This is a genomic window from Caballeronia sp. LZ003 (assembly GCF_031451465.1).
GTDB lineage: Bacteria > Pseudomonadota > Gammaproteobacteria > Burkholderiales > Burkholderiaceae > Caballeronia.
Genome location: NZ_JARUXJ010000004.1, coordinates 782,825 through 800,855, shown reverse-complemented (window position 1 = coordinate 800,855; position 18,031 = coordinate 782,825). Strand labels below are relative to the sequence as shown.

Here is an 18,031-nt window from a genome sequence, read left to right as displayed (position 1 = left end):
CGGCAAATCCTTTGAAGGCGGTGATCCACAAGCTTAACCGCGCGCGAAACGGCGCGTCATCAGGCTTTGTACCCGGCCGCTTTGTTTTCATCCGCTTTGTTATCTGCGGCTTTGTACTCGGAGTATTTGCGGGCATCGCCGCGAACCATGTCCGCCGGATACTTCGCGCGATTCAACGCCATCTTCTCGATGAGCGCGCGATGCAGATCCACGTCGAGCGAATCGGCGAGCATCACGAGATACGCGAGCACGTCGGCCATTTCGTGGCGAATCGCCACGAGCTTCGTCTCGTCCAGCTCGCTCTTGTCGCCGCTGGCCAGCCATGTGAACGGTTCGAGCAATTCGCTCGCTTCGACTGAAAGCGCGCTCGCCAGATTCTTCGGTGAGTGAAAGCGGCTCCAGTCCCGCTCGCGCACGAACTCGCGCAGCATGTCGCGCATTTCCGTGAGTTCGCTTCGGCCTTCTGGCGCGTTGTGCTGATCCATCGCCATCCTTTGACGTGTCGTCATGCCGCTATGCCGTTGTGTCGTTATGCGGGATAAAGGCCCAGCGTGCGCGCATGCAGACGCGCGAGGCCGAGCAAGGCGTCGGTGAAAGGCGTGGCGACGCCGGTCATGGCGCCCAGTTCGCGTACCGACGCCACGAGCGCATCCAGTTCGACGGCCTTACGCGCTTCCACGTCTTGCAGCATGGAGGTTTTCATTGCACCGAGCTTGAGTGTCACGGCATGGCGATCCGCCGGATTCTGCTCGATCGGAATGCCGAAGCGCGCGCCGATTTGCTTCGCTTCCAGCATGATGTTCGTGACGAAGCCGCGCACGAGATCGTCGCTCAGGATGCGGTCGGTGGTCGCGCCGGTGATCGCGCTGATCGGGTTCATCGTCATGTTGCCCCAGAGCTTGAACCACACGTCACGCTGAATCTGCGGCGAGAGCGTCGCGTCGAACCCGGCCTTCGTGAAGAGCGAAACGAGCGCTTCGGCACGCGTGCCCGACTGCCCCGCCGCCTCGCCGAGAATGAGACCCTTGCCTTGATGATGCCGGATCACGCCCGGCGCTTCGACCAAGCAACTCGCGTGGACCACGCAGCCCACCGTTTGCGCGGCCGGAATGGCGGCGGCGATGGCACCGTGCGGATCGATCGAGCTCAGCCGCTTGCCCGCGAACTCGGCGCCCAGGCCTTCGCAGAACCACCACGGCACGCCGTTCATCGCGCTCAGAACCGTGGTCTTTTCGCTCAAAAGCAGCGCGATCTGTGCGGCCACGGCTTCCATCGCGGGCGCTTTCACCGCCACCACGACGAGATCCTGCGCACCGAGTTCTTCGGGCGATGCGCTTGCCGCGACCTTCACGGCATGCGTCGCATCTTTCTCGACGAGTTGCAGACCGTGCGCGCGAATGGCGTTTAGTGTCGCGCCGCGTGCGACCACGCTGACATCGCAACCCGCCTGCGCGAGCTTCACGCCGATCCAGCCGCCGATCGCGCCTGCGCCATAAATGCACACCTTCATGTCTCGTCTCCTCGTCTGAACTGTCGGACTTCATTGTAAGAGCTTGGCGCATGCCGAAACGGTTCAATCTAGGCGCGCCGACGCGCATTTCAAGAGCACGAAAGCGAATAAATATTCCCGCTCAAAATACGCTTTTCGATATTGAAACGATAGCCGTCGCACCTACCTTGCATGCAGAGGCAGCGAACCAGCGCGCTGTCATGGTGACATATCTCAACTTCCTGCTGCCGGCTTGACGGCCGTAACATCGGAGACCGAATCATGAGTGACTTTTATTTTGGCGGCGACTTCCTGAGCGATCTGAACCGCGTGCAACGGCAGATGTCTTCGCTTCTCGGCAATCTGCCTTCCAGCATTCGCGCCAGCCGCGCGGATGCGTTTCCCTCGCTGAACGTCGGCAGCACCGACGAGGCCATCGAAGTCGTGGCATTCGTGCCGGGCGTCGAGCCGGCATCGCTCGACGTGACGGTCGACAAAGGCCTGCTTACCATCAGCGGCGAACGGCGCGCCGAAGCATTGACCGAAGGCTCGCGCACCTACGCGAGGGAACGCTTCACGGGCGCGTTTCGCCGCGTGATCGAACTGCCGCAAAACGCGGATGCCGACAAGGTCGAAGCGCGTTATGAAAACGGCACTTTGTTTATCGTCATCGGCAAGCGCGAGGCATCCAAGCCGCGCGCCATCACCATTCAGTAAGGCACAGGGAGAACATGATGAACGACACCACGCAAATCACCGAGCGTCAGGCAAACGAAGTTGCACGCAGGAAGGAAGACACCGTGCGCCGCACGACGGTCACGCCTGCGGTCGATATCGTCGAGGATAGTCAGGGCATCACGCTGTGGGCCGACCTGCCCGGCGTGCCCCGCGAGAAACTCGATGTGAAAGTACATGACTCGCGTCTCACCATCGAAGCCGAGGCAATCGTGCCTGTCACGGCGTCGCTGCGTGTGCATCACGCCGAATTGCGCGTGCCGCGCTTTGCACGCGCATTCACGATAAGCGACGACTTCGACACCGCGAAGATCGATGCGAACCTGCAGAACGGCGTGCTGAAGCTGACCATTCCGCGTCGTGAAGAAGCGCGTCCGCGTCGCGTGGAAGTGCGCGCGAGTTGAGCGCTTCGATGTCTCAGCAATAATGAACGGCCGCTATCACGCGGCCGTTTTTCGTCTGCACGAGCCTCTATAATCCCAGGGCGGTCACAAGCAATCAAACTCAAACAAGGGACTTAATCGTGAAGAGGCTGTTGACGGTGTTGCTGGGCTCCATGCTGACTGTAGCCGTCAGCGCGCATGCAAAAGACTGGTCGACCATTCGCTTCGGCACGGACGCGAGCTATCCGCCGTTCGAATCGAAAGCGCCCGATGGAACGCTCGTCGGCTTCGATATCGATGTCGGCAACGAACTCTGCCGGCGGCTCGAAGCAAAATGCGTGTGGGTCGAAAACGCCTTCGACGGCATGATTCCCGGCCTCAAGTCGCGCAAGTTCGACGGCGTGCTCTCCACCATGTCGATGACGCCCGCGCGCGTCAAGCAGATCGCCTTCTCCAGCAAGCTCTTCCACGTTCCCACGCGTCTCGTCTCGAAGCGCGATGCGCACATCCAGCCTACGGCCGAATCGCTCGCGGGCAAGTCCGTGGGCGTCGAACAAGGGTCGATGCAAGAGACATACGCAAAGGCGCATTGGGGCGCGAAGGGCGTGACCATCGTGTCGTATGCGGATCAGGATCAGGTCTATGCGGATCTGCTCACGGGCCGGCTCGACGCGTCGCTGCAAAACGCGGTGCAAGCGGAACGCGGCTTTCTCGATACCCCGCGCGGCAAGCCCTACGCATTCGCAGGCGGCGCGCTCGAAGACCCCGCGATCTTCGGACCGGGCACGGCTATCGGCTTGCGTCGCGAAGACACCGACTTGAAGGAGAAGCTCGATGGCGCCATCGCCGCGATGATCAAGGACGGCACGTACAAGCGCATCGAGCAAAAGTATTTCGATTTCGATATCTATGGCGAATGAAGGAGCTGCCATGACCAACGTTCATCAGGCCGCAAGCGTCGGCTACACGGCGAACGCGGATAGCTACGTGCGCGGACGGCCCGACTATCCGCCCGAACTCGCGGGTTGGCTCGCCGAGACGCTCGGCTTGCGGCCGGGCGCGAGCGTTGTCGACCTGGGCGCGGGCACGGGCAAGTTCACGCCGCGCCTCGTTGCAACCGGCGCGCGCGTGATTGCCGTCGAACCCGTCGCTTCGATGCGCGCGAAGCTCGCCGCCGCGCAGCCGGGTGTGGAAGTGCTGGAAGGCGCCGCACAAGCCATTCCGCTTGACGATGCATCGGTGGATGCCGTCGTGTGCGCACAGTCGTTCCACTGGTTTGCGAACGGCGAAGCGTTGAGCGAGATTCATCGCGTGTTGAAGCCGGGCGGAAAGCTCGGCCTCGTCTGGAATCTGCGCGACTTTCGTGTGCCGTGGGTGGCGAAGCTCGACGCCATCGTGAACCGCTACGAGGGCGACGCGCCGCGCTTTTATACAGGCGAATGGCGCCACGCGTTTCCGCATAAAGGTTTCGACGCGCTCGCCGAAACCCATTTTTCGATCGGACACACCGGTTCCCCCGACGATGTGATCGTGCATCGCGTGCGCTCGACCAGTTTTATCGCGGCGTTGCCGGAAGCGGAACGCGTGCTCATCGACGATGAAGTACGCGCGTTGATCGAAGCCGAACCGGAGTTGCGCGGCAAGGATGTCGTCACTGTGCCCTACACGACTGCGGCCTTCGTTGCGGTCAGGAAATGACGCGTGCACGAAGACGGGGCGCGTAGTTTGAAGCGCGCGTTGTCCTTTTTGCACGCGGGCGAATGCGCCTCGAAACGCGCTCGACCATCCGACGTGCTTTGCGCATCTCGGCATGGTGCTTGCATTGCTCTCGCTCACCCAGCCGGCTAATGTCGAGGACACCATGCATCAGGCGATCGAACCGCATGAATTGACCAAGATCGATCTTGCACGTTTTCAGGTCGTGCAGGTTTCCGATGGCACGCACACCGTCGTGCTGTGGGAGGCGCTCGAGCCCGCCACCAATCGTCTCAAGCATATCGACGCTTGCACGCTCACCATTCGTCTGTGCGATCCGCTCAATCCCGTACGCAGAAAAGACGTGTGTGAGCGGCTACAGGCGCATCTGGCCGCGTCGCGCGAGACACGGCATGGTCTGCGCAATCCTTCCGATGTGAGCGCAGCGGTGACGCCGCCACGCAACGCGAACATCGCGAGGCAGCGCACGCATGAGTCCAGCGGAAGTGCTTGAGGCTGCATCGCGGTTGCCTACGTAATCGCGCCTTCTAGGAACGACCACAGCGAATCGTCCATCGAATACGGGACGTTGAAGCGGAACGACGCGCTCTCGGCGTCGCCCGGGCGAAAGTACGAGCCAGGCGCGAGCCAGATTCCATGCGATAACGCGCGCGTTGCGATGTCGCCTGAATCGGCGGGATCGATTGGCAATTCGCCCCATACGAACAGCCCCGCGCGCGGCCGGCGGAACAGTGCTATGCCGAGCGCATCCATGCGCTCCTCCACGAGCGCGTGCGCGTCCTTCAGCTTTTCCACGACGAATTCGACATGCCGCGCGTAGCGGCCTTCGGTCAGCACTTTCTCGACGATCCGTTCAGTCGTCTCCGACGATGTCAGTCCCACCGCCATCTTCGTGCGCGCGAGTTCGCGCAGCACTTCGCGCTCGGCGACGACATAACCGCATCGCAACGAAGGCGTGATGGTCTTCGCGAAACCGCCGACATACAGCACGCGGTGCAACCCTTCCATCGCCGCGAGCAAGGGCGCGCCGGGCGGCGCGAGTTCACGATTGACATCGTCCTCGACGACCCACATGCCGTGGCGCTCCGCAATCTGCATCAGACGAAACGCCGACGCCATGCTCAACGTCGCGCCCGTCGGGTTCTGCAGCGTCGTATTGAGAAAAACCGCTTTCGGCCGATGCTCGATCGCAATCCGCTCGAACGCTTCCGTATCGATGCCCGCCACGGTGCGCGGCACGCCATGCACGTCGAGACCCGCGAGCTGCAGAATCTGCAGCAGATTGCAGTAGCCGGGATCTTCGACGACGACCGCATCGCCCGGGCGCAGCAGCGTGCGCACGATCAGATCGAGCGCCTGCGTGGCGCCGGCCGTCAACAGTACGTTCGACGCGGCATCGACGGGCAAACCGTGCCGGTCGAGCTGCTCCGCAATGCGTTCGCGCAGAGGCGCAAATCCATAAGGCCGCCCGTAATCGGCAATGCGCGCCGCCGGCACGCGGCTCACCGCGCGCAACGCGTGCTGCAAACCGCTTTCGTTGACCCATTCGTTCGGCAGCCAGCCGCAGCCGGATTTGATCGGCACGGAATGATCCGCGAAGACATCCGAGAGCAGCCAGGTCGCCGTGAGACTAGGCGGCTGCCATTCGACGGCCCGCACGCGCTCGCTTTTCTGGCGCACCGCCACGCGATACCCCGAACCGCGCCGCGCGATGACGAGACCCATCGACACGAGCCTGCCATACGCTTCGGTCACCGTGAACGTGCTGAGCGCGTGCGACTCGGCGAGCCGGCGCACCGAGGGCAAAAGCGCGCCCGCGCGCAGCGTCTCGGCCTCGATAGCGCCCGAAAAAGCCTGCACGAGTTGTTCGACGAGCGTCGGCGCATGACGCGAGCCGCGTTCGAGCCTGAGTTCTATCATGTATATGGATAGTCGAAACACGCGGGACTCGATGAATATGCGCCGCGCTCGCCACTACAGTTTGCATCATTTTGCCAGCACAGTTGGCAATGCAGTGAACCAACTGTCTATGCCTCGCCATTTTGTCGAGGAATAGAGTGACCGTTCCTTGAGGAGACTTGATATGAATGCCCGCCCCGTCATCGAAGACCTTTCGTCGTTCTGGATGCCCTTTACCGCCAACCGTCAGTTCAAGGCCGCACCGCGCCTGCTCGAAAGCGCGAAAGGCATGTACTACCGCTCGACGGACGGCCGCGAAATTCTCGATGGATGCGCGGGCCTTTGGTGCGTGAACGCAGGCCATTGCCGCGACGAGATCGTCGAAGCGGTGCAGAAGGCGCTCTCGACGCTCGACTTCGCGCCGACCTTCCAGATGGGCCATCCGCTTGCCTTCGAGGCGGCCACCAAGGTCGCGGGCCTGATGCCCGAAGGACTGGATCGCATCTTCTTCACGAACTCCGGTTCCGAATCCGTCGATACGGCGTTGAAGATCGCGATTGCCTACCATCGCGCGCGCGGCGAAGGTCAGCGCACGCGTCTCATCGGCCGCGAGCGCGGTTATCACGGCGTCGGCTTCGGCGGCATCTCGGTGGGCGGCATCGCGCCGAATCGCAAAACCTTCTCGGGCGCGCTGTTGCCGTCGATCGATCACTTGCCGCATACGCACGACCTCGCGCACAACGCGTTTTCCAAGGGTCAGCCCGCGTGGGGCGAGCATCTTGCGGAAGAACTGGAACGTATCGTCGCGCTGCACGATGCATCGACGATTGCCGCGGTCATCGTCGAGCCGCTCGCGGGTTCGACTGGCGTTCTGGTGCCGCCGAAGGGCTACTTGCAGAAGCTGCGCGAAATCTGCACGAAGCACGGCATTCTTCTGATCTTCGACGAAGTCATCACCGGCTTCGGGCGTCTGGGCAAGGCCACGGCGAGCGAGTATTTTGGCGTGACGCCGGACCTCATCACCATGGCGAAAGCCATCAACAACGCCACCATTCCCATGGGCGCGGTCGCGGCGCATCGCAAGGTGCACGACGCAATCGTCGATGCAGGCGCGGCGAACGCGATCGAACTGTTCCACGGCTATACGTATTCGGCACACCCTGTTGCAACCGCGGCGGCTGTCGCGACACTCGATCTGTATGCGCGTGACAAGTTGTTCGAGCGCGCGGCGTCGAAGGCGGAGAAGTTCGAAAGCGCCGTGCACGCGTTGCGCGATGCGCCGTATGTGAAGGACATCCGCAATCTCGGACTCGTCGCGGGCGTGGAGTTGGAATCGCGTGAAGGCGCGCCGGGTGCGCGTGCTTATGAAGTGTTCGTGAAGTGCTTCGAGGCAGGCGTGCTCGTGCGCTACACCGGCGATATCCTCGCGTTCTCGCCGCCGCTGATCGTCGAGGACGATCAGATCGATCATATCTTCGGCACGGTGCGCAAGGTGTTGCAGAGCGTGAAGTAAGCGCCATTGCCCGGCATCCCGATTCGAGGATGCCGGGCCTTCTCACCGTTCGATGACCAGCAGCGTCGATGTCGCCGAAGCCAACAACCTTCCGCTCGCGTCCTTGAGCGTCGCTTCGGCAAACGCCGCGCGCCGCCCCATCGTCAGCACGCGTCCTTCGGCGCGCACTACACCGGAATCGCGCGTCACGGCCTTGTGATAGGCCACTTTCAACTCGAGCGTCGTATAGGCCTGTGTCGCGGTCAGACACGAATGCACCGCGCATCCACATGCCGAATCGAGCAAGGTGGCCGCGTAGCCGCCATGCACCGTGCCGATCGGGTTATACGCATGATCGCCCGGTATGCCTTCGAACACGGCCCTGCCCGCCTCCACTTCCACGAAGTCGAGCCTGAGCGACTCGAATATGCCGGGCTTGCGGCCGCTAGCGATCAGCCGGCGCAATTGAGCGAGGCCGTCGAGGCCGGGTGCGGTTTCGTCGATCAAGCTCATTTCGTGTACTCCTTGAGACTCGCTGTCTTGATGGGATCGTCATCGTTAGTCACGCTCCAGCCGCCGCCGAGCGACCGATACAGCGCCACCGCCGCGAGCGCGTGCTCGCGCTTCGCCTGGTTCAGCGCATCGGCGTCGCGCAGATAGGACTGTTGGGCATCGAGCACATCCAGAAAGCTTGCCGCGCCTCCCTTGTAGAGCTGCGTCGAAAGCGTGAGCGACTGTCCCGATGCACCGAGCGCGTCGGTCAATCTCGCGCTCTGCTCGGTCGTGCTGATGAGGTCGCTGCGCGTGTCTTCCACGTCCTTGAGCGCTTCGAGCAGGGTCTGCCGCAAATGCAGTTCCGACTCACGCATCCTGCTCTCGTTCTGTTCGATCTCGGCCGTGATACGCCCCGCGTTGAAAATCGGACTCGTGGCGTTGAGCGCGGCCGAAAACAGGTTGTCGGTGAGCGTCGGCAAGCCGAGATAAGACGATGCAAGCAAGCCATCCGACAAGCGCAGAGAGAACTTCGGATAGCGCTCCGCGCGCGCCACGCCCACTTCCGCCGCGCGTTGCTGAAGCGTCGCGTAGGCCACCAGCACATCGGGTCGACGCAGCAGCGCTTCGGAAGGCAGCAATTGCGGCGCGCCCTCGGCAGGGACGGGAATCACGGGCGATGCGCCGGGATTGGCGAGCATCAGTTGGTCGATGGACTCCGGCGTGCGGCCCGAATACACGGCAATAAGGCTCAACTGATGCTGAATGGTCGACTGCGTGCGCGGCATGCGCGATTGCAGATCACTGAGCTGATTCTGCGCGCGCGCCACGTCGAGTTTCGTCGACAAGCCGAATTGCAGGCGGCGTTGCGTGAGCTTCAGCGCGCGTTCGCGGATCGCCTCGTTGTCTTGCAGAATCTTGAGTTCGGCCTGCGCCCAACGTAAATCGACGTAAGCAGCGGCCGTATCGGCAGCGAGTGCAAGACGCAGTTGATCCGACGCGTGTTCGCGGCCGACCAGTTGCGCCTGCGCCGCCAGCAATTCGAGCCGCTCGCCGCCGAACACATCCGGCGTCCAACTCAGTGCGAGACCGACGCCCGCCTGACGCACGTAGCCAAGCGGCGGCGGCGTGTTCTGGCGCGTATCGGACGCCGTGGCGTTCGCGTCGAGTTGCGGCAGCAAGGCAGCGCGGCGTTGCGTGGTGAGCGCCTCGGCCTGCTTCACGCGCTCCACTGCGGCCTGGAGGTCGAGATTGCCGTTCAGCACCGACGCGACGAGTTCATGCATCACCGGGTCGTTGAACTGATTCCACCATGCGGCCGGATCGGCGGTATTGGCGGGCACGTCCACGTTCCAATCGACAGGAGCCGTCGTCTGAACCGTCGCCGGAAGATCGGCGTGCGTCGCGGGTTGCACGGCGCAAGCACTCAACGCGCTGAACGCGCTCAAGGCCAGAAATTCGATGAGAAGCTTCTTCATGGTCGTATTCACTCAATGCGCATCGGACGAAGGCGGCGCGCTTGCAATCGGCTTCGAAAAAATCACGCTGACGATACCGACGAGAAAGCACAGCGCGAGCAAATAGAAGCAGTCGGCGAAAGTCAGAACGAGTGCTTCGCGAAACACGAGCGCATGCAGCGAAGCGAGCCCGGCTTGCGATGCATCGAGCGCATCGCCGGCGGCGGCGGCGAGATACGCGGAACTGCGCGAGAGCATCTGCTCGATGACAGGCCGGCCAACGGTCACGCTCTCGCTCAGCCGCAGATAGTGCAGGTTCAGCCTGTCGTTGAGCATGGTCGCACTCACTGCAATGCCGATCGCGCCGCCCAGATTACGCATCAGATTGAACAGTCCGCTCGCCGATTTGAGCCGCGACTGTGGCAACGACCCGAGCGCCATCGTCACGATGGGCGGCACCGCGAACTGTTGCCCGATGCCGCGCAACGCCTGCGGTAAAAGCAGTTCCTGCCAGCCCCAGTCATGCGTGAGCGGCGTATAGAGAAAGCATCCCGCGCCGAAGCAGATGAGCCCGAAAACCAGCAAGATGCGCATGTCGAAGAAGCGCGTGGCGAACGCGTAAGCCCCGAGCGCGATCAACTGAAAGCAGCCGACGGAAAGCAGCGCGAGACCCGTCTGCAACGAGTCGAAGCCGCGCACGCGGCTCAGGAACACGGGCGTCAGAAACACTGACACGAAGATGCCGATGCCCGTCACGAATGAGAGCAGACTGCCGATTGCGAAGTTGCGAACCGCGAGCGCGCGCAGATCGACGATAGGTTCTTTCGCGGTGAACGCATGTACGAGGAAGAGGAAACCGCAGATCGCCGAAATCCAGGTGCAGGCCACGATTACGTTGTCGCCGAACCAGTTCTTGCGCGGCCCTTCTTCGAGCACGTATTCCAGACAGCCGAGGAAGCCGGACATCAGCGCGATGCCGATGTAATCGCCCTTCTTGAGCAGCGAAAGATCGGGCGAATCGATATGCACGTATTTCGGCACCAGCACCGCGACCACGATTCCCGGCACGACGTTCAGATAGAAGAGCCAGTGCCATGACCATTGATCGGTGATCCACCCGCCGATCACCGGTCCGATTGCAGGCGCGAGCGAGGCCAGCGCGCCAATAGTTGTCGATGCAATCAGTCGCTGTTTGCCGGGGAACAGCACGAAGGCGGTCGTGAACACGGTTGGGATCATCGCGGCGCCGAGCGCGCCCTGCATGCCGCGAAAGAGGATCATCGAATCGATGTCCCACGCCATGCCGCACAACATGCTCGTGATGGTGAAGCCCACCGCGGATGCCACGAACAGCCAGCGCGTGGAGAACACTTTCGAGAGCCAGCCCGACATCGGAATGACGAGAATCTCCGCGATCAGATACGACGTCTGCACCCACGAAAGCTCGTCCTGACTCGCCGATAAACCGCCGCCGATATCCTTGAGCGATGACGCGACGATCTGAATATCGAGCGTCGCCATGAAAAAGCCGAGGCACATCAGCGCGAACGCGAGCACGCGCTGACGCGTGGGCTGACTTGCCGGGTCCAAGGGAGCGGTCTGTGTCATCGTCTTATCCGCGCGATTTGTCGAGATGAACCTTCACCGTCGCGGAAAGGCCGGGCCGCAACACGTGCTCCATGCCTTTCGGTACGTCCAGACGAATGCGCACCGGCACACGCTGAACGATCTTGGTGAAGTTGCCGGTGGCGTTTTCGGCGGGAAGCACGCTGAAGGTCGCGCCCGTGGCCGGCGCGAGACTTTCGATGTGACCCGTCAGCGGCACGCTCGATGCGTCGAGGTTCACATCGGCTTCATCGCCGGCGCGCATTTTCTTGAGCTGGTCTTCCTTGAAGTTGGCGTCGACCCAGAGGCCCGTGGCGGGCACCACGGTCAACAACGATGTCCCGACGTTCGCGAGCACGCCGACGCGCGCCGTGCGATTTCCCACGTAGCCATCGACAGGCGAACGGATCGTCGTGTATTCGACGTTGAGTTCGGCCACGCGCCGCGCGGCTTCGGCGGTCTGCACGCGCGCTTGCGCGTCTGCAATCTGCGCTTCGATCACCGTCAACTGGCGTTTTGCCGCGACGAGCGATGCGCCGCTGCGATCCATCGCCGCTTGCGCCTTGAGATAGTCGGCATCGGCGCGTTCGACGATCTGGTTCGACACCGCGTCGTCCTTGACGAGTTCCCGATAACGCGAACGGTCGGACGTGCTGCGCGACAATTCCGCCGACGAAGCACGCACTTCCGCCTGCTGCTGGTTGATGACCGCCGCCTGCAACGCGTCCTTGGCGCGCAGTTCATCGACCGCGGCCCGCGCGCTCGACACTTCCGCGTTCGCTTGCGCCAGGCGGGCGTCGTAGTCGCGCGCATCGAGGCGAATCAGCACCTGGCCTGCCTTCACCGGCTGATTGTCCGTGACGAGCACATCCGTCACGAAGCCGTTGACCTTCGGGGCGAGCACGGTGACATCGCCGCCGACGTAAGCGTCGTCGGTGGTCTGCACGAAGCGCAGCACGAGCGCCCAGTACGCCGCAGCCGCAATCACGATGATCGCGACAAGTCCTAGCGAGAGCAGCATCCACGATATCCGGCGCGGCTTCGCGGCCGCTGCGGGCGAAGTGGCCGAAGGAAGATTGGTCGATGGAGTCGTCATTTGCGAGTCGTTGTGCATATGCACGAAAGTGAACGGAATAGCGCGCGTTTCGAGCCGCGCATGATGACTCGAAAGACTATATGTGCATATGCACCCGGTCAACCTGCGCGGCCGACATGAGTGAATAACGCGGAGAGAAAGAATCGGGGATCAGGCGTGCGGGCGGGCTGTTGCGCTTTGGTCCGAGCAGAAACGCACCGCATGTTCGACGAAGGCGCGCACCTTGGCGGGCAAGAGCGTACGCGTGCTGAAGGCAAGCTTGAATTCGATGGCGCCATCGACGAGTTCGTAGGCATCGAGTAACGTCACGAGCCGGCCGGCTTGCACTTCCTCGTGCACGAGCGCGACAGGCAACATGCCGATGCCGAAGCCTTCCAGCACCATTGCGCGATTGAAGACGGCGCTGTTCGACGAGGTATCGTAACGCAGCGGCACGATCACGTCCTCGCCGCCGATTCGAAACGTCAGCGCCGGTTTGCGGATGGACGCGGACATCGGCACGAAGTCGTGATCGATGAGTTCGGATGGATGACGCGGCGCCGGATGAGCCGCAAGATACGTGGGACTGGCGACGAGCGCAAGCGGAATGGTTTCGAGCAGACGCGTGACCACGGTATCGCTCGACAACATGAACGGCATGACGATACCCAGATCGTAGCCTTCGCCGACGAGATCGACGGGACGCTCGGTCAGCGTCACATCGAGCCGCACTTGCGGATGCTCGCGTCTGAAGCTCGCGATCAACGGGACATAGCGGCTCATCATCACCGTGGTGTGCGCGACGAGCCGCAAGAGGCCTGTCGCCTCGCTCGCGCGATTGGAGGCGCGTTCCTCCATTGCCTGAAGTTCGTCGAGAAGCCGCGAGCAGTCGGTGAAGAAGCGCTCGGCGGTTTCGGTCAGCGATATCTGCCGCGTCGTGCGATTGAAAAGCCTGCTGCCCAGGCGCTGCTCCAGGCCCGCGATCGCGCGCGAAACGACCGGCGGCGACAAGCCGAGAATATCCGCCGCGCGCGCGAAGCTGCGCGCCTCCACTACCGTGCGAAAGATCTTCAGGCTTGTCAGGTAGTCCATTTCTAATGTCGATGCGTCAGTCGGCGGGCCGCAGTTTCTTCACTTCGTCGTCGGATGGCTGCACGCTCGCGCCGTCGATATAACGATACGACGTCATCACGCCCTTGCCGTCCTTGAGCGCGGTGACGCCGACATACGCGCCCATCGTCGATTGATTGTCCTGCTTGCGGTAGGTGATCGGTCCGAACGGTGAATCGACGCCAAGGCCCTTGAAGGCGGCCGCGAGCTTGTCGGGATCGGCGGAACCGGCTTTCTTCAGGCCGTTGGCAAGCGACATCATCGCGGTATAACCGACCACGGAACCGAGCCGCGGATAGTCGTGATACTTCGCCTCGTAGTCCGCGACGAACTTCTTGTTGGCGGGGGTATCGATTGAATACCACGGGTAGCCCGTCACCACCCAACCGACCGGCGCTTCAGCGCCCAACGGATCGAGATAATCAGGCTCGCCCGTCAGCAACGACACCACCGCGCGATCCTTGAACAAGCCACGCGTATTGCCTTCGCGCACGAACTTGCCGAGGTCGGCGCTAAAGAGCACGTTGAAGATGGCGTCGGGCCTGGCGTCGGCGAGCGCTTGCGTCACCGCGCCGGCATCCACCTTGCCGAGCGGCGTCGCTTGTTCGGCGACGAACTCCACATCCGGCTGCGCGGCCTTGAGCAGACGCTTGAAGGTCGCCACGGCCGATTGTCCGTACTCGTAATTCGGATACACCAGCGCCCAGCGCTTTTTCTTGAGCTTCGCGGCTTCGGGCACGAGCATCGCCACTTGCATATAGGTCGATGGCCGCAGCCGATACGTGTACTTGTTGCCATCTTGCCAGACGATCTTGTCCGTCAAGGGCTCGGCGGCGAGGAAGAAAATGCGCCGCTGCTTGGCGAAGTCCGAGAGCGCGAGGCCAGTGTTGGACAAGTAGCCGCCGAAGAGCAGTTGCACCTGTTCGCGCGCGATGAGTTCCTGCGCGACGCGCACCGTATCGCCCGGATTGCCGTTGTCGTCGCGCGAGACGACTTCGAGCTTGTTGCCGTGGATGCCGCCCGCCGCGTTGATCTCGTCGAGCGCCAGATTCCAGCCGTTCTTGTACGGCATGAGAAACGCAGGCTGCGCCTTGTAGCTATTGATCTCGCCGATGCGAATGGTGTCGGCGTGCGCGCCGAGGGTCACGCTCATGGCGGCGGAAGTCAGGGTCAGGCGAATCAGCGTGCCTGCTCGGGTAATCATCAAGCGTTCTCCTTTGGTCGATTCGTTCCGTCAGACGCCGAGCAAGTCGCGTCGCGCGGTGCCGTCGCGCACGAAATCGCGCATCGCGCCCGCATAGCGCACTTGCCCTTTCTCCAGCACATACGCGCGGTCGCAGACGCGTTCCGCGAAGTTCAGATTCTGCTCGGACAGCAGGATCGACAAGCCCTCGCGCTTCAGTTCGAGGATCATGTCGGCCATTTGCCGCACGATCACCGGCGCAACGCCTTCCGATGGCTCGTCGAGCAACACGAGGCGCGGATTGCCCATCAGTGTGCGCGAAACCGTGAGCATCTGCTGCTCGCCGCCGCTCATGCGGCTGCCGCGCCGCTCGCGCATCTCGCCAAGGTTCGGAAATACGCGAAAGAGCTTGTCCGGCGTCCACTGCGGCGCACCTTCGCGCGGCGGCTGGCGTCCCGTGTCGAGATTTTCCATCACCGTGAGATCGCCGAACACGCGCCGGTCTTCCGGCACGTAGCCAAGCCCCATGCGCGCGATACGGTAAGGCGCCATGCCCGCAATGTCCTCGCCCATGAAGCGAATGGTGCCCGATGTCCGCGCGAGCATGCCCATGACCGCTTTCATCGTCGTGGATTTGCCCGCGCCGTTACGGCCCATCAACGCGACGACTTCGCCGCGCCCCACTTCGAAGCCGACATCGAACAGAATCTGCGCGCGGCCATAGTATGCGTTCAAAGCCTCGACCTTGAGGAGCGCGTTCGATCGACTCATTCGCTGCCCTCCCCGAGATAGACTTCGCGCACGCGCGGATCGTCGCGTACGGTGCGCGCGTCGCCTGCCGCGATCAGCTTGCCCCGCGCCAGCACGATCAACCGGTCCGCATATTCGAACACCACGTCCATGCTGTGCTCCGTGAACAGCACGCCGATATCGCGCTCCCTTGCAAGCCGCGCCGTCAACGCCATTAGCGCGTGACGCTCTTGCGGCGCCATGCCTGCGGTGGGCTCATCCATCAACAGCAGCTTCGGTCGATTCGCAAGCGCGATCGCCAGTTCGACGCGTTTCACATCGCCATACGCCAAGACCGCGCAACTACGGTTCGCGTGCGACGTCATGCCGACGAGTTCGAGCAGTGCGAGCGCTTCATCCTCGCGCCACGCGGCCACGCGCGCAAACGGATTGAACACGCGACGCTCACGCGATAACAACGCCATTTGCACGTTTTCGAGCACCGTCATCGAATTGAACGTGGCGGCAATCTGAAACGTGCGCCCGACGCCCAGCCGCCAGATATCGCGCGGACGCTTGCCCGCGATCTCGTGACCGTCGAAACGGATCGATCCCGACGAAGGCTTCAACTGCCCGTTGATCATGTTGAAGCACGTCGACTTGCCCGCGCCATTCGGCCCGATGAGCGCAAGCAACTGGCCCGCCGCGAGATCGAACGACACGCTATCGACAGCCTTGACGCCGTCGAACGATTTCGAAAGATGCTCGATGCGCAAGAGCGTCATTGCGCCTTCCCGAAACGTTCGCGCGCAAAGCCCACGATGCCCTGCGGAAACGCGATCACGAGCAGCAGGATCACGCCGCCGAGCAGCGCCTGCCAGTAGTCGGTCTGACGCGCGACGGTATCCTGCAGCCACATGAAGAGCGCGGCGCCGACGACAGGCCCGGATAGCGTCTGTATGCCGCCGAGCAGGACCATGACGAGACCATCGACGGATCGGGAGACGCTGATCGCATCCGGCGAGATATTGCCTTTGGAAAAGGCATAGAGCGATCCGGCGAGACCGCACACGAGCGCCGCGACGACGAACGCCATCCATTGAACGCGCATGACGTCGATGCCGATTGCTTCCGCACGCAACGGCGAATCGCGGCCGGCGCGCATGGCGAGGCCGAGCGGCGCGAACAGCATGCGCCTCAACAGCCATACGCCGAAGATCGCGAACACGAGCGTCAAATAGTAGAACGCAACCGGCGACGCCAGCCACGCCGCTGGCCAGATACCGAGCACACCATTGCTGCCGCCGGTGACTTCATCCCATTGGTACACGACGGACCATACGATCTGCGCGAACGCGAGCGTGAGCATGGCGAGATAGACGCCCGACAAGCGCACGCAGAACCAGCCGAACACGAGCGCGCCGACGCCTGCCATGAGCGGGCCGAGCACGAGCGACACTTCCATCGGCCACGAAAAGAGCTTCAGGAAAAGGGCCGCGCCATAGGCGCCTAAGCCGAAATAAGCCGCGTGCCCGAACGAATGCATGCCGCCCGGTCCCATGATGAAATGCAGGCTCGCGACGAACAACACGGCGATAAAGATTTCGACGAGCAACACGGGCATGTAGGGAAACGCGCCAGCGGCGAGCGGCGCAAGCGCCAGCAAGACGATGACGCCCGCTGCTGCGATTTTCAGGCGGCGCGTGGCGGGACGAAGCGGCGTATCGGCGGGCGCGGCAGTGCGCGCGATGGCTTGCGGACGGCCGAAGAGTCCCCACGGACGCAACACGAGCACCACGGCCATCACGACGAACTCCGCGACGAGCGTGAACTTCGACAGGGAAAAGTCGATACCGCCGAGCGACACATGCCCGATGCCAATGCATAGCGCCTTGATCTCCGCAATCAGCAAGGCAGCGACGAACGCGCCGGGTATCGAACCCATGCCGCCCACGACCACCACGACGAACGCGTTGCCGATAGTCTCCAGATCGAGCGAGAGATTCGCCGACATGCGCGGCACTTGCAGCGCGCCGCCCAGCCCCGCGAGAAACGCGCCCGCGAAAAAGACACCGGTGAAAAGCCACGCCTGATTCACGCCGAGCGCGCCGAGCATCTCGCGGTCGGCGCTTGCCGCGCGCACGAGCGTGCCCCAGCGCGTGCGCGTCAGCGCCCACCACAACACCGCGAGCACGAGCGGGCCGATGCACATCAGCGCGATGTCATACGAAGGCAACGCGTGACCGAGCAATTGCACGGCGCCCGCGAGATGCGGCGCGCGCGGACCGAACAGGTCTTCGGGGCCCCAGAGATAGAGCGCGGCATCGCGAAAGATCAAAACAAGCGCAAAGGTTGCGAGGAGGTGGAACAACTCGGGCGCGCGATAGATGCGCCTCAACACGCCGACTTCGATCAGCGCGCCAAGCACGCCGATGACGAGCGCCGCCGCCAGCACCGACATCCAGAAGCCCGCGACGCTCTGTCCGAAGCGGCTCGTCAGGCTGTACGCGACGTACACGCCGAGCATGTAGAGCGAGCCGTGCGCGAAGTTGACGATGCGCGTCACCCCGAATATCAGCGATAAACCCGAGGCGACGAGAAAGAGCGCGGAGGCATCGGCGAGACCGTTGACGAGTTGGACGAGCAAGTTGGCGAGCATCGGGCGC

At 62.8% G+C, this 18,031-nt stretch carries 18 protein-coding genes; 6 read left to right on the top strand and 12 right to left on the bottom strand.

What is annotated here, in order from left to right; translation table 11 throughout:
* Window positions 1–59: 59 nt before the first annotated feature.
* A complete protein-coding gene (locus QCE79_RS27825) occupies window positions 60–485 on the bottom strand; it encodes a nucleotide pyrophosphohydrolase (protein ID WP_250510275.1) in 426 nt (141 codons plus the stop codon).
* Between the two features lie 44 nt (window positions 486–529).
* On the bottom strand, window positions 530–1,510 hold the full coding sequence (locus QCE79_RS27820) for a 2-dehydropantoate 2-reductase (protein WP_309849398.1): 981 nt from the start codon (window positions 1,508–1,510) through the stop codon (window positions 530–532).
* A gap of 261 nt (window positions 1,511–1,771) precedes the next feature.
* Between QCE79_RS27820 and QCE79_RS27815 the strand changes: the two genes are divergently transcribed.
* From QCE79_RS27815 to QCE79_RS27795, 5 genes are all read left to right on the top strand, one after another.
* Window positions 1,772–2,206: an Hsp20/alpha crystallin family protein gene (locus QCE79_RS27815; protein ID WP_250466646.1), complete on the top strand. Its 435-nt coding sequence runs from the start codon at window positions 1,772–1,774 to the stop codon at window positions 2,204–2,206.
* 17 nt (window positions 2,207–2,223) lie between these two features.
* On the top strand, window positions 2,224–2,628 hold the full coding sequence (locus QCE79_RS27810) for an Hsp20/alpha crystallin family protein (protein WP_250493346.1): 405 nt from the start codon (window positions 2,224–2,226) through the stop codon (window positions 2,626–2,628).
* Window positions 2,629–2,747: 119 nt separating this feature from the next.
* Window positions 2,748–3,527 carry an ABC transporter substrate-binding protein gene (locus QCE79_RS27805; RefSeq protein WP_250509891.1) on the top strand — a complete coding sequence of 260 codons (780 nt, stop codon included), beginning with the start codon at window positions 2,748–2,750 and terminating at the stop codon, window positions 3,525–3,527.
* 10 nt (window positions 3,528–3,537) lie between these two features.
* Entirely contained in the window at window positions 3,538–4,305 is a 768-nt protein-coding gene (locus tag QCE79_RS27800) for a methyltransferase domain-containing protein (protein ID WP_309849393.1), read from the top strand.
* Window positions 4,306–4,417: 112 nt separating this feature from the next.
* Window positions 4,418–4,816 (top strand): hypothetical protein, encoded by a 399-nt coding sequence (locus tag QCE79_RS27795; protein WP_309849391.1) that lies wholly within the window; start codon window positions 4,418–4,420, stop codon window positions 4,814–4,816.
* Window positions 4,817–4,833: 17 nt separating this feature from the next.
* Here QCE79_RS27795 and QCE79_RS27790 read toward each other — a convergent pair whose 3' ends face one another.
* The gene (locus QCE79_RS27790; protein ID WP_309849388.1) at window positions 4,834–6,243 is read right to left on the bottom strand and encodes a PLP-dependent aminotransferase family protein; all 1,410 of its coding nucleotides are present in this window, start codon (window positions 6,241–6,243) and stop codon (window positions 4,834–4,836) included.
* 163 nt (window positions 6,244–6,406) lie between these two features.
* On the opposite strand from QCE79_RS27790, the gene QCE79_RS27785 reads away from it, so the two are divergent.
* Window positions 6,407–7,735 carry an aspartate aminotransferase family protein gene (locus QCE79_RS27785; protein ID WP_250493201.1) on the top strand — a complete coding sequence of 443 codons (1,329 nt, stop codon included), beginning with the start codon at window positions 6,407–6,409 and terminating at the stop codon, window positions 7,733–7,735.
* 42 nt (window positions 7,736–7,777) lie between these two features.
* On the opposite strand, the gene QCE79_RS27780 is transcribed toward QCE79_RS27785, so the two are convergent.
* The 9 genes from QCE79_RS27780 to QCE79_RS27740 all read right to left on the bottom strand — a co-directional run bounded on the left by QCE79_RS27780 (window position 7,778) and on the right by QCE79_RS27740 (window position 18,024).
* The gene (locus tag QCE79_RS27780; RefSeq protein WP_244828636.1) at window positions 7,778–8,227 is read right to left on the bottom strand and encodes a PaaI family thioesterase; all 450 of its coding nucleotides are present in this window, start codon (window positions 8,225–8,227) and stop codon (window positions 7,778–7,780) included.
* Window positions 8,224–9,684 carry an efflux transporter outer membrane subunit gene (locus tag QCE79_RS27775; RefSeq protein ID WP_309849383.1) on the bottom strand — a complete coding sequence of 487 codons (1,461 nt, stop codon included), beginning with the start codon at window positions 9,682–9,684 and terminating at the stop codon, window positions 8,224–8,226. The genes QCE79_RS27780 and QCE79_RS27775 overlap by 4 nt, the downstream gene beginning before the upstream one ends.
* 12 nt (window positions 9,685–9,696) lie before the next feature.
* A complete protein-coding gene (locus QCE79_RS27770) occupies window positions 9,697–11,271 on the bottom strand; it encodes a DHA2 family efflux MFS transporter permease subunit (RefSeq protein ID WP_309849377.1) in 1,575 nt (524 codons plus the stop codon).
* Window positions 11,272–11,275: 4 nt separating this feature from the next.
* Complete coding sequence (locus QCE79_RS27765) at window positions 11,276–12,364, bottom strand: HlyD family secretion protein (RefSeq protein WP_250493198.1); 1,089 nt, start codon at window positions 12,362–12,364, stop codon at window positions 11,276–11,278.
* A gap of 150 nt (window positions 12,365–12,514) precedes the next feature.
* Window positions 12,515–13,435, bottom strand: coding sequence for a LysR family transcriptional regulator (locus QCE79_RS27760; protein ID WP_244828644.1), 921 nt, complete (start codon window positions 13,433–13,435; stop codon window positions 12,515–12,517).
* Between the two features lie 16 nt (window positions 13,436–13,451).
* Window positions 13,452–14,657, bottom strand: coding sequence for an ABC transporter substrate-binding protein (locus QCE79_RS27755; RefSeq protein ID WP_309849373.1), 1,206 nt, complete (start codon window positions 14,655–14,657; stop codon window positions 13,452–13,454).
* 30 nt (window positions 14,658–14,687) lie between these two features.
* Window positions 14,688–15,407: an ABC transporter ATP-binding protein gene (locus tag QCE79_RS27750; protein WP_244828646.1), complete on the bottom strand. Its 720-nt coding sequence runs from the start codon at window positions 15,405–15,407 to the stop codon at window positions 14,688–14,690.
* Window positions 15,404–16,150, bottom strand: a complete 747-nt coding sequence (locus QCE79_RS27745; RefSeq protein WP_244828647.1) for an ABC transporter ATP-binding protein — start codon at window positions 16,148–16,150, stop codon at window positions 15,404–15,406. The genes QCE79_RS27750 and QCE79_RS27745 overlap by 4 nt, the downstream gene beginning before the upstream one ends.
* Entirely contained in the window at window positions 16,147–18,024 is a 1,878-nt protein-coding gene (locus QCE79_RS27740) for an ABC transporter permease (protein WP_309849367.1), read from the bottom strand. The genes QCE79_RS27745 and QCE79_RS27740 overlap by 4 nt, the downstream gene beginning before the upstream one ends.
* Window positions 18,025–18,031 lie beyond the last annotated feature (7 nt).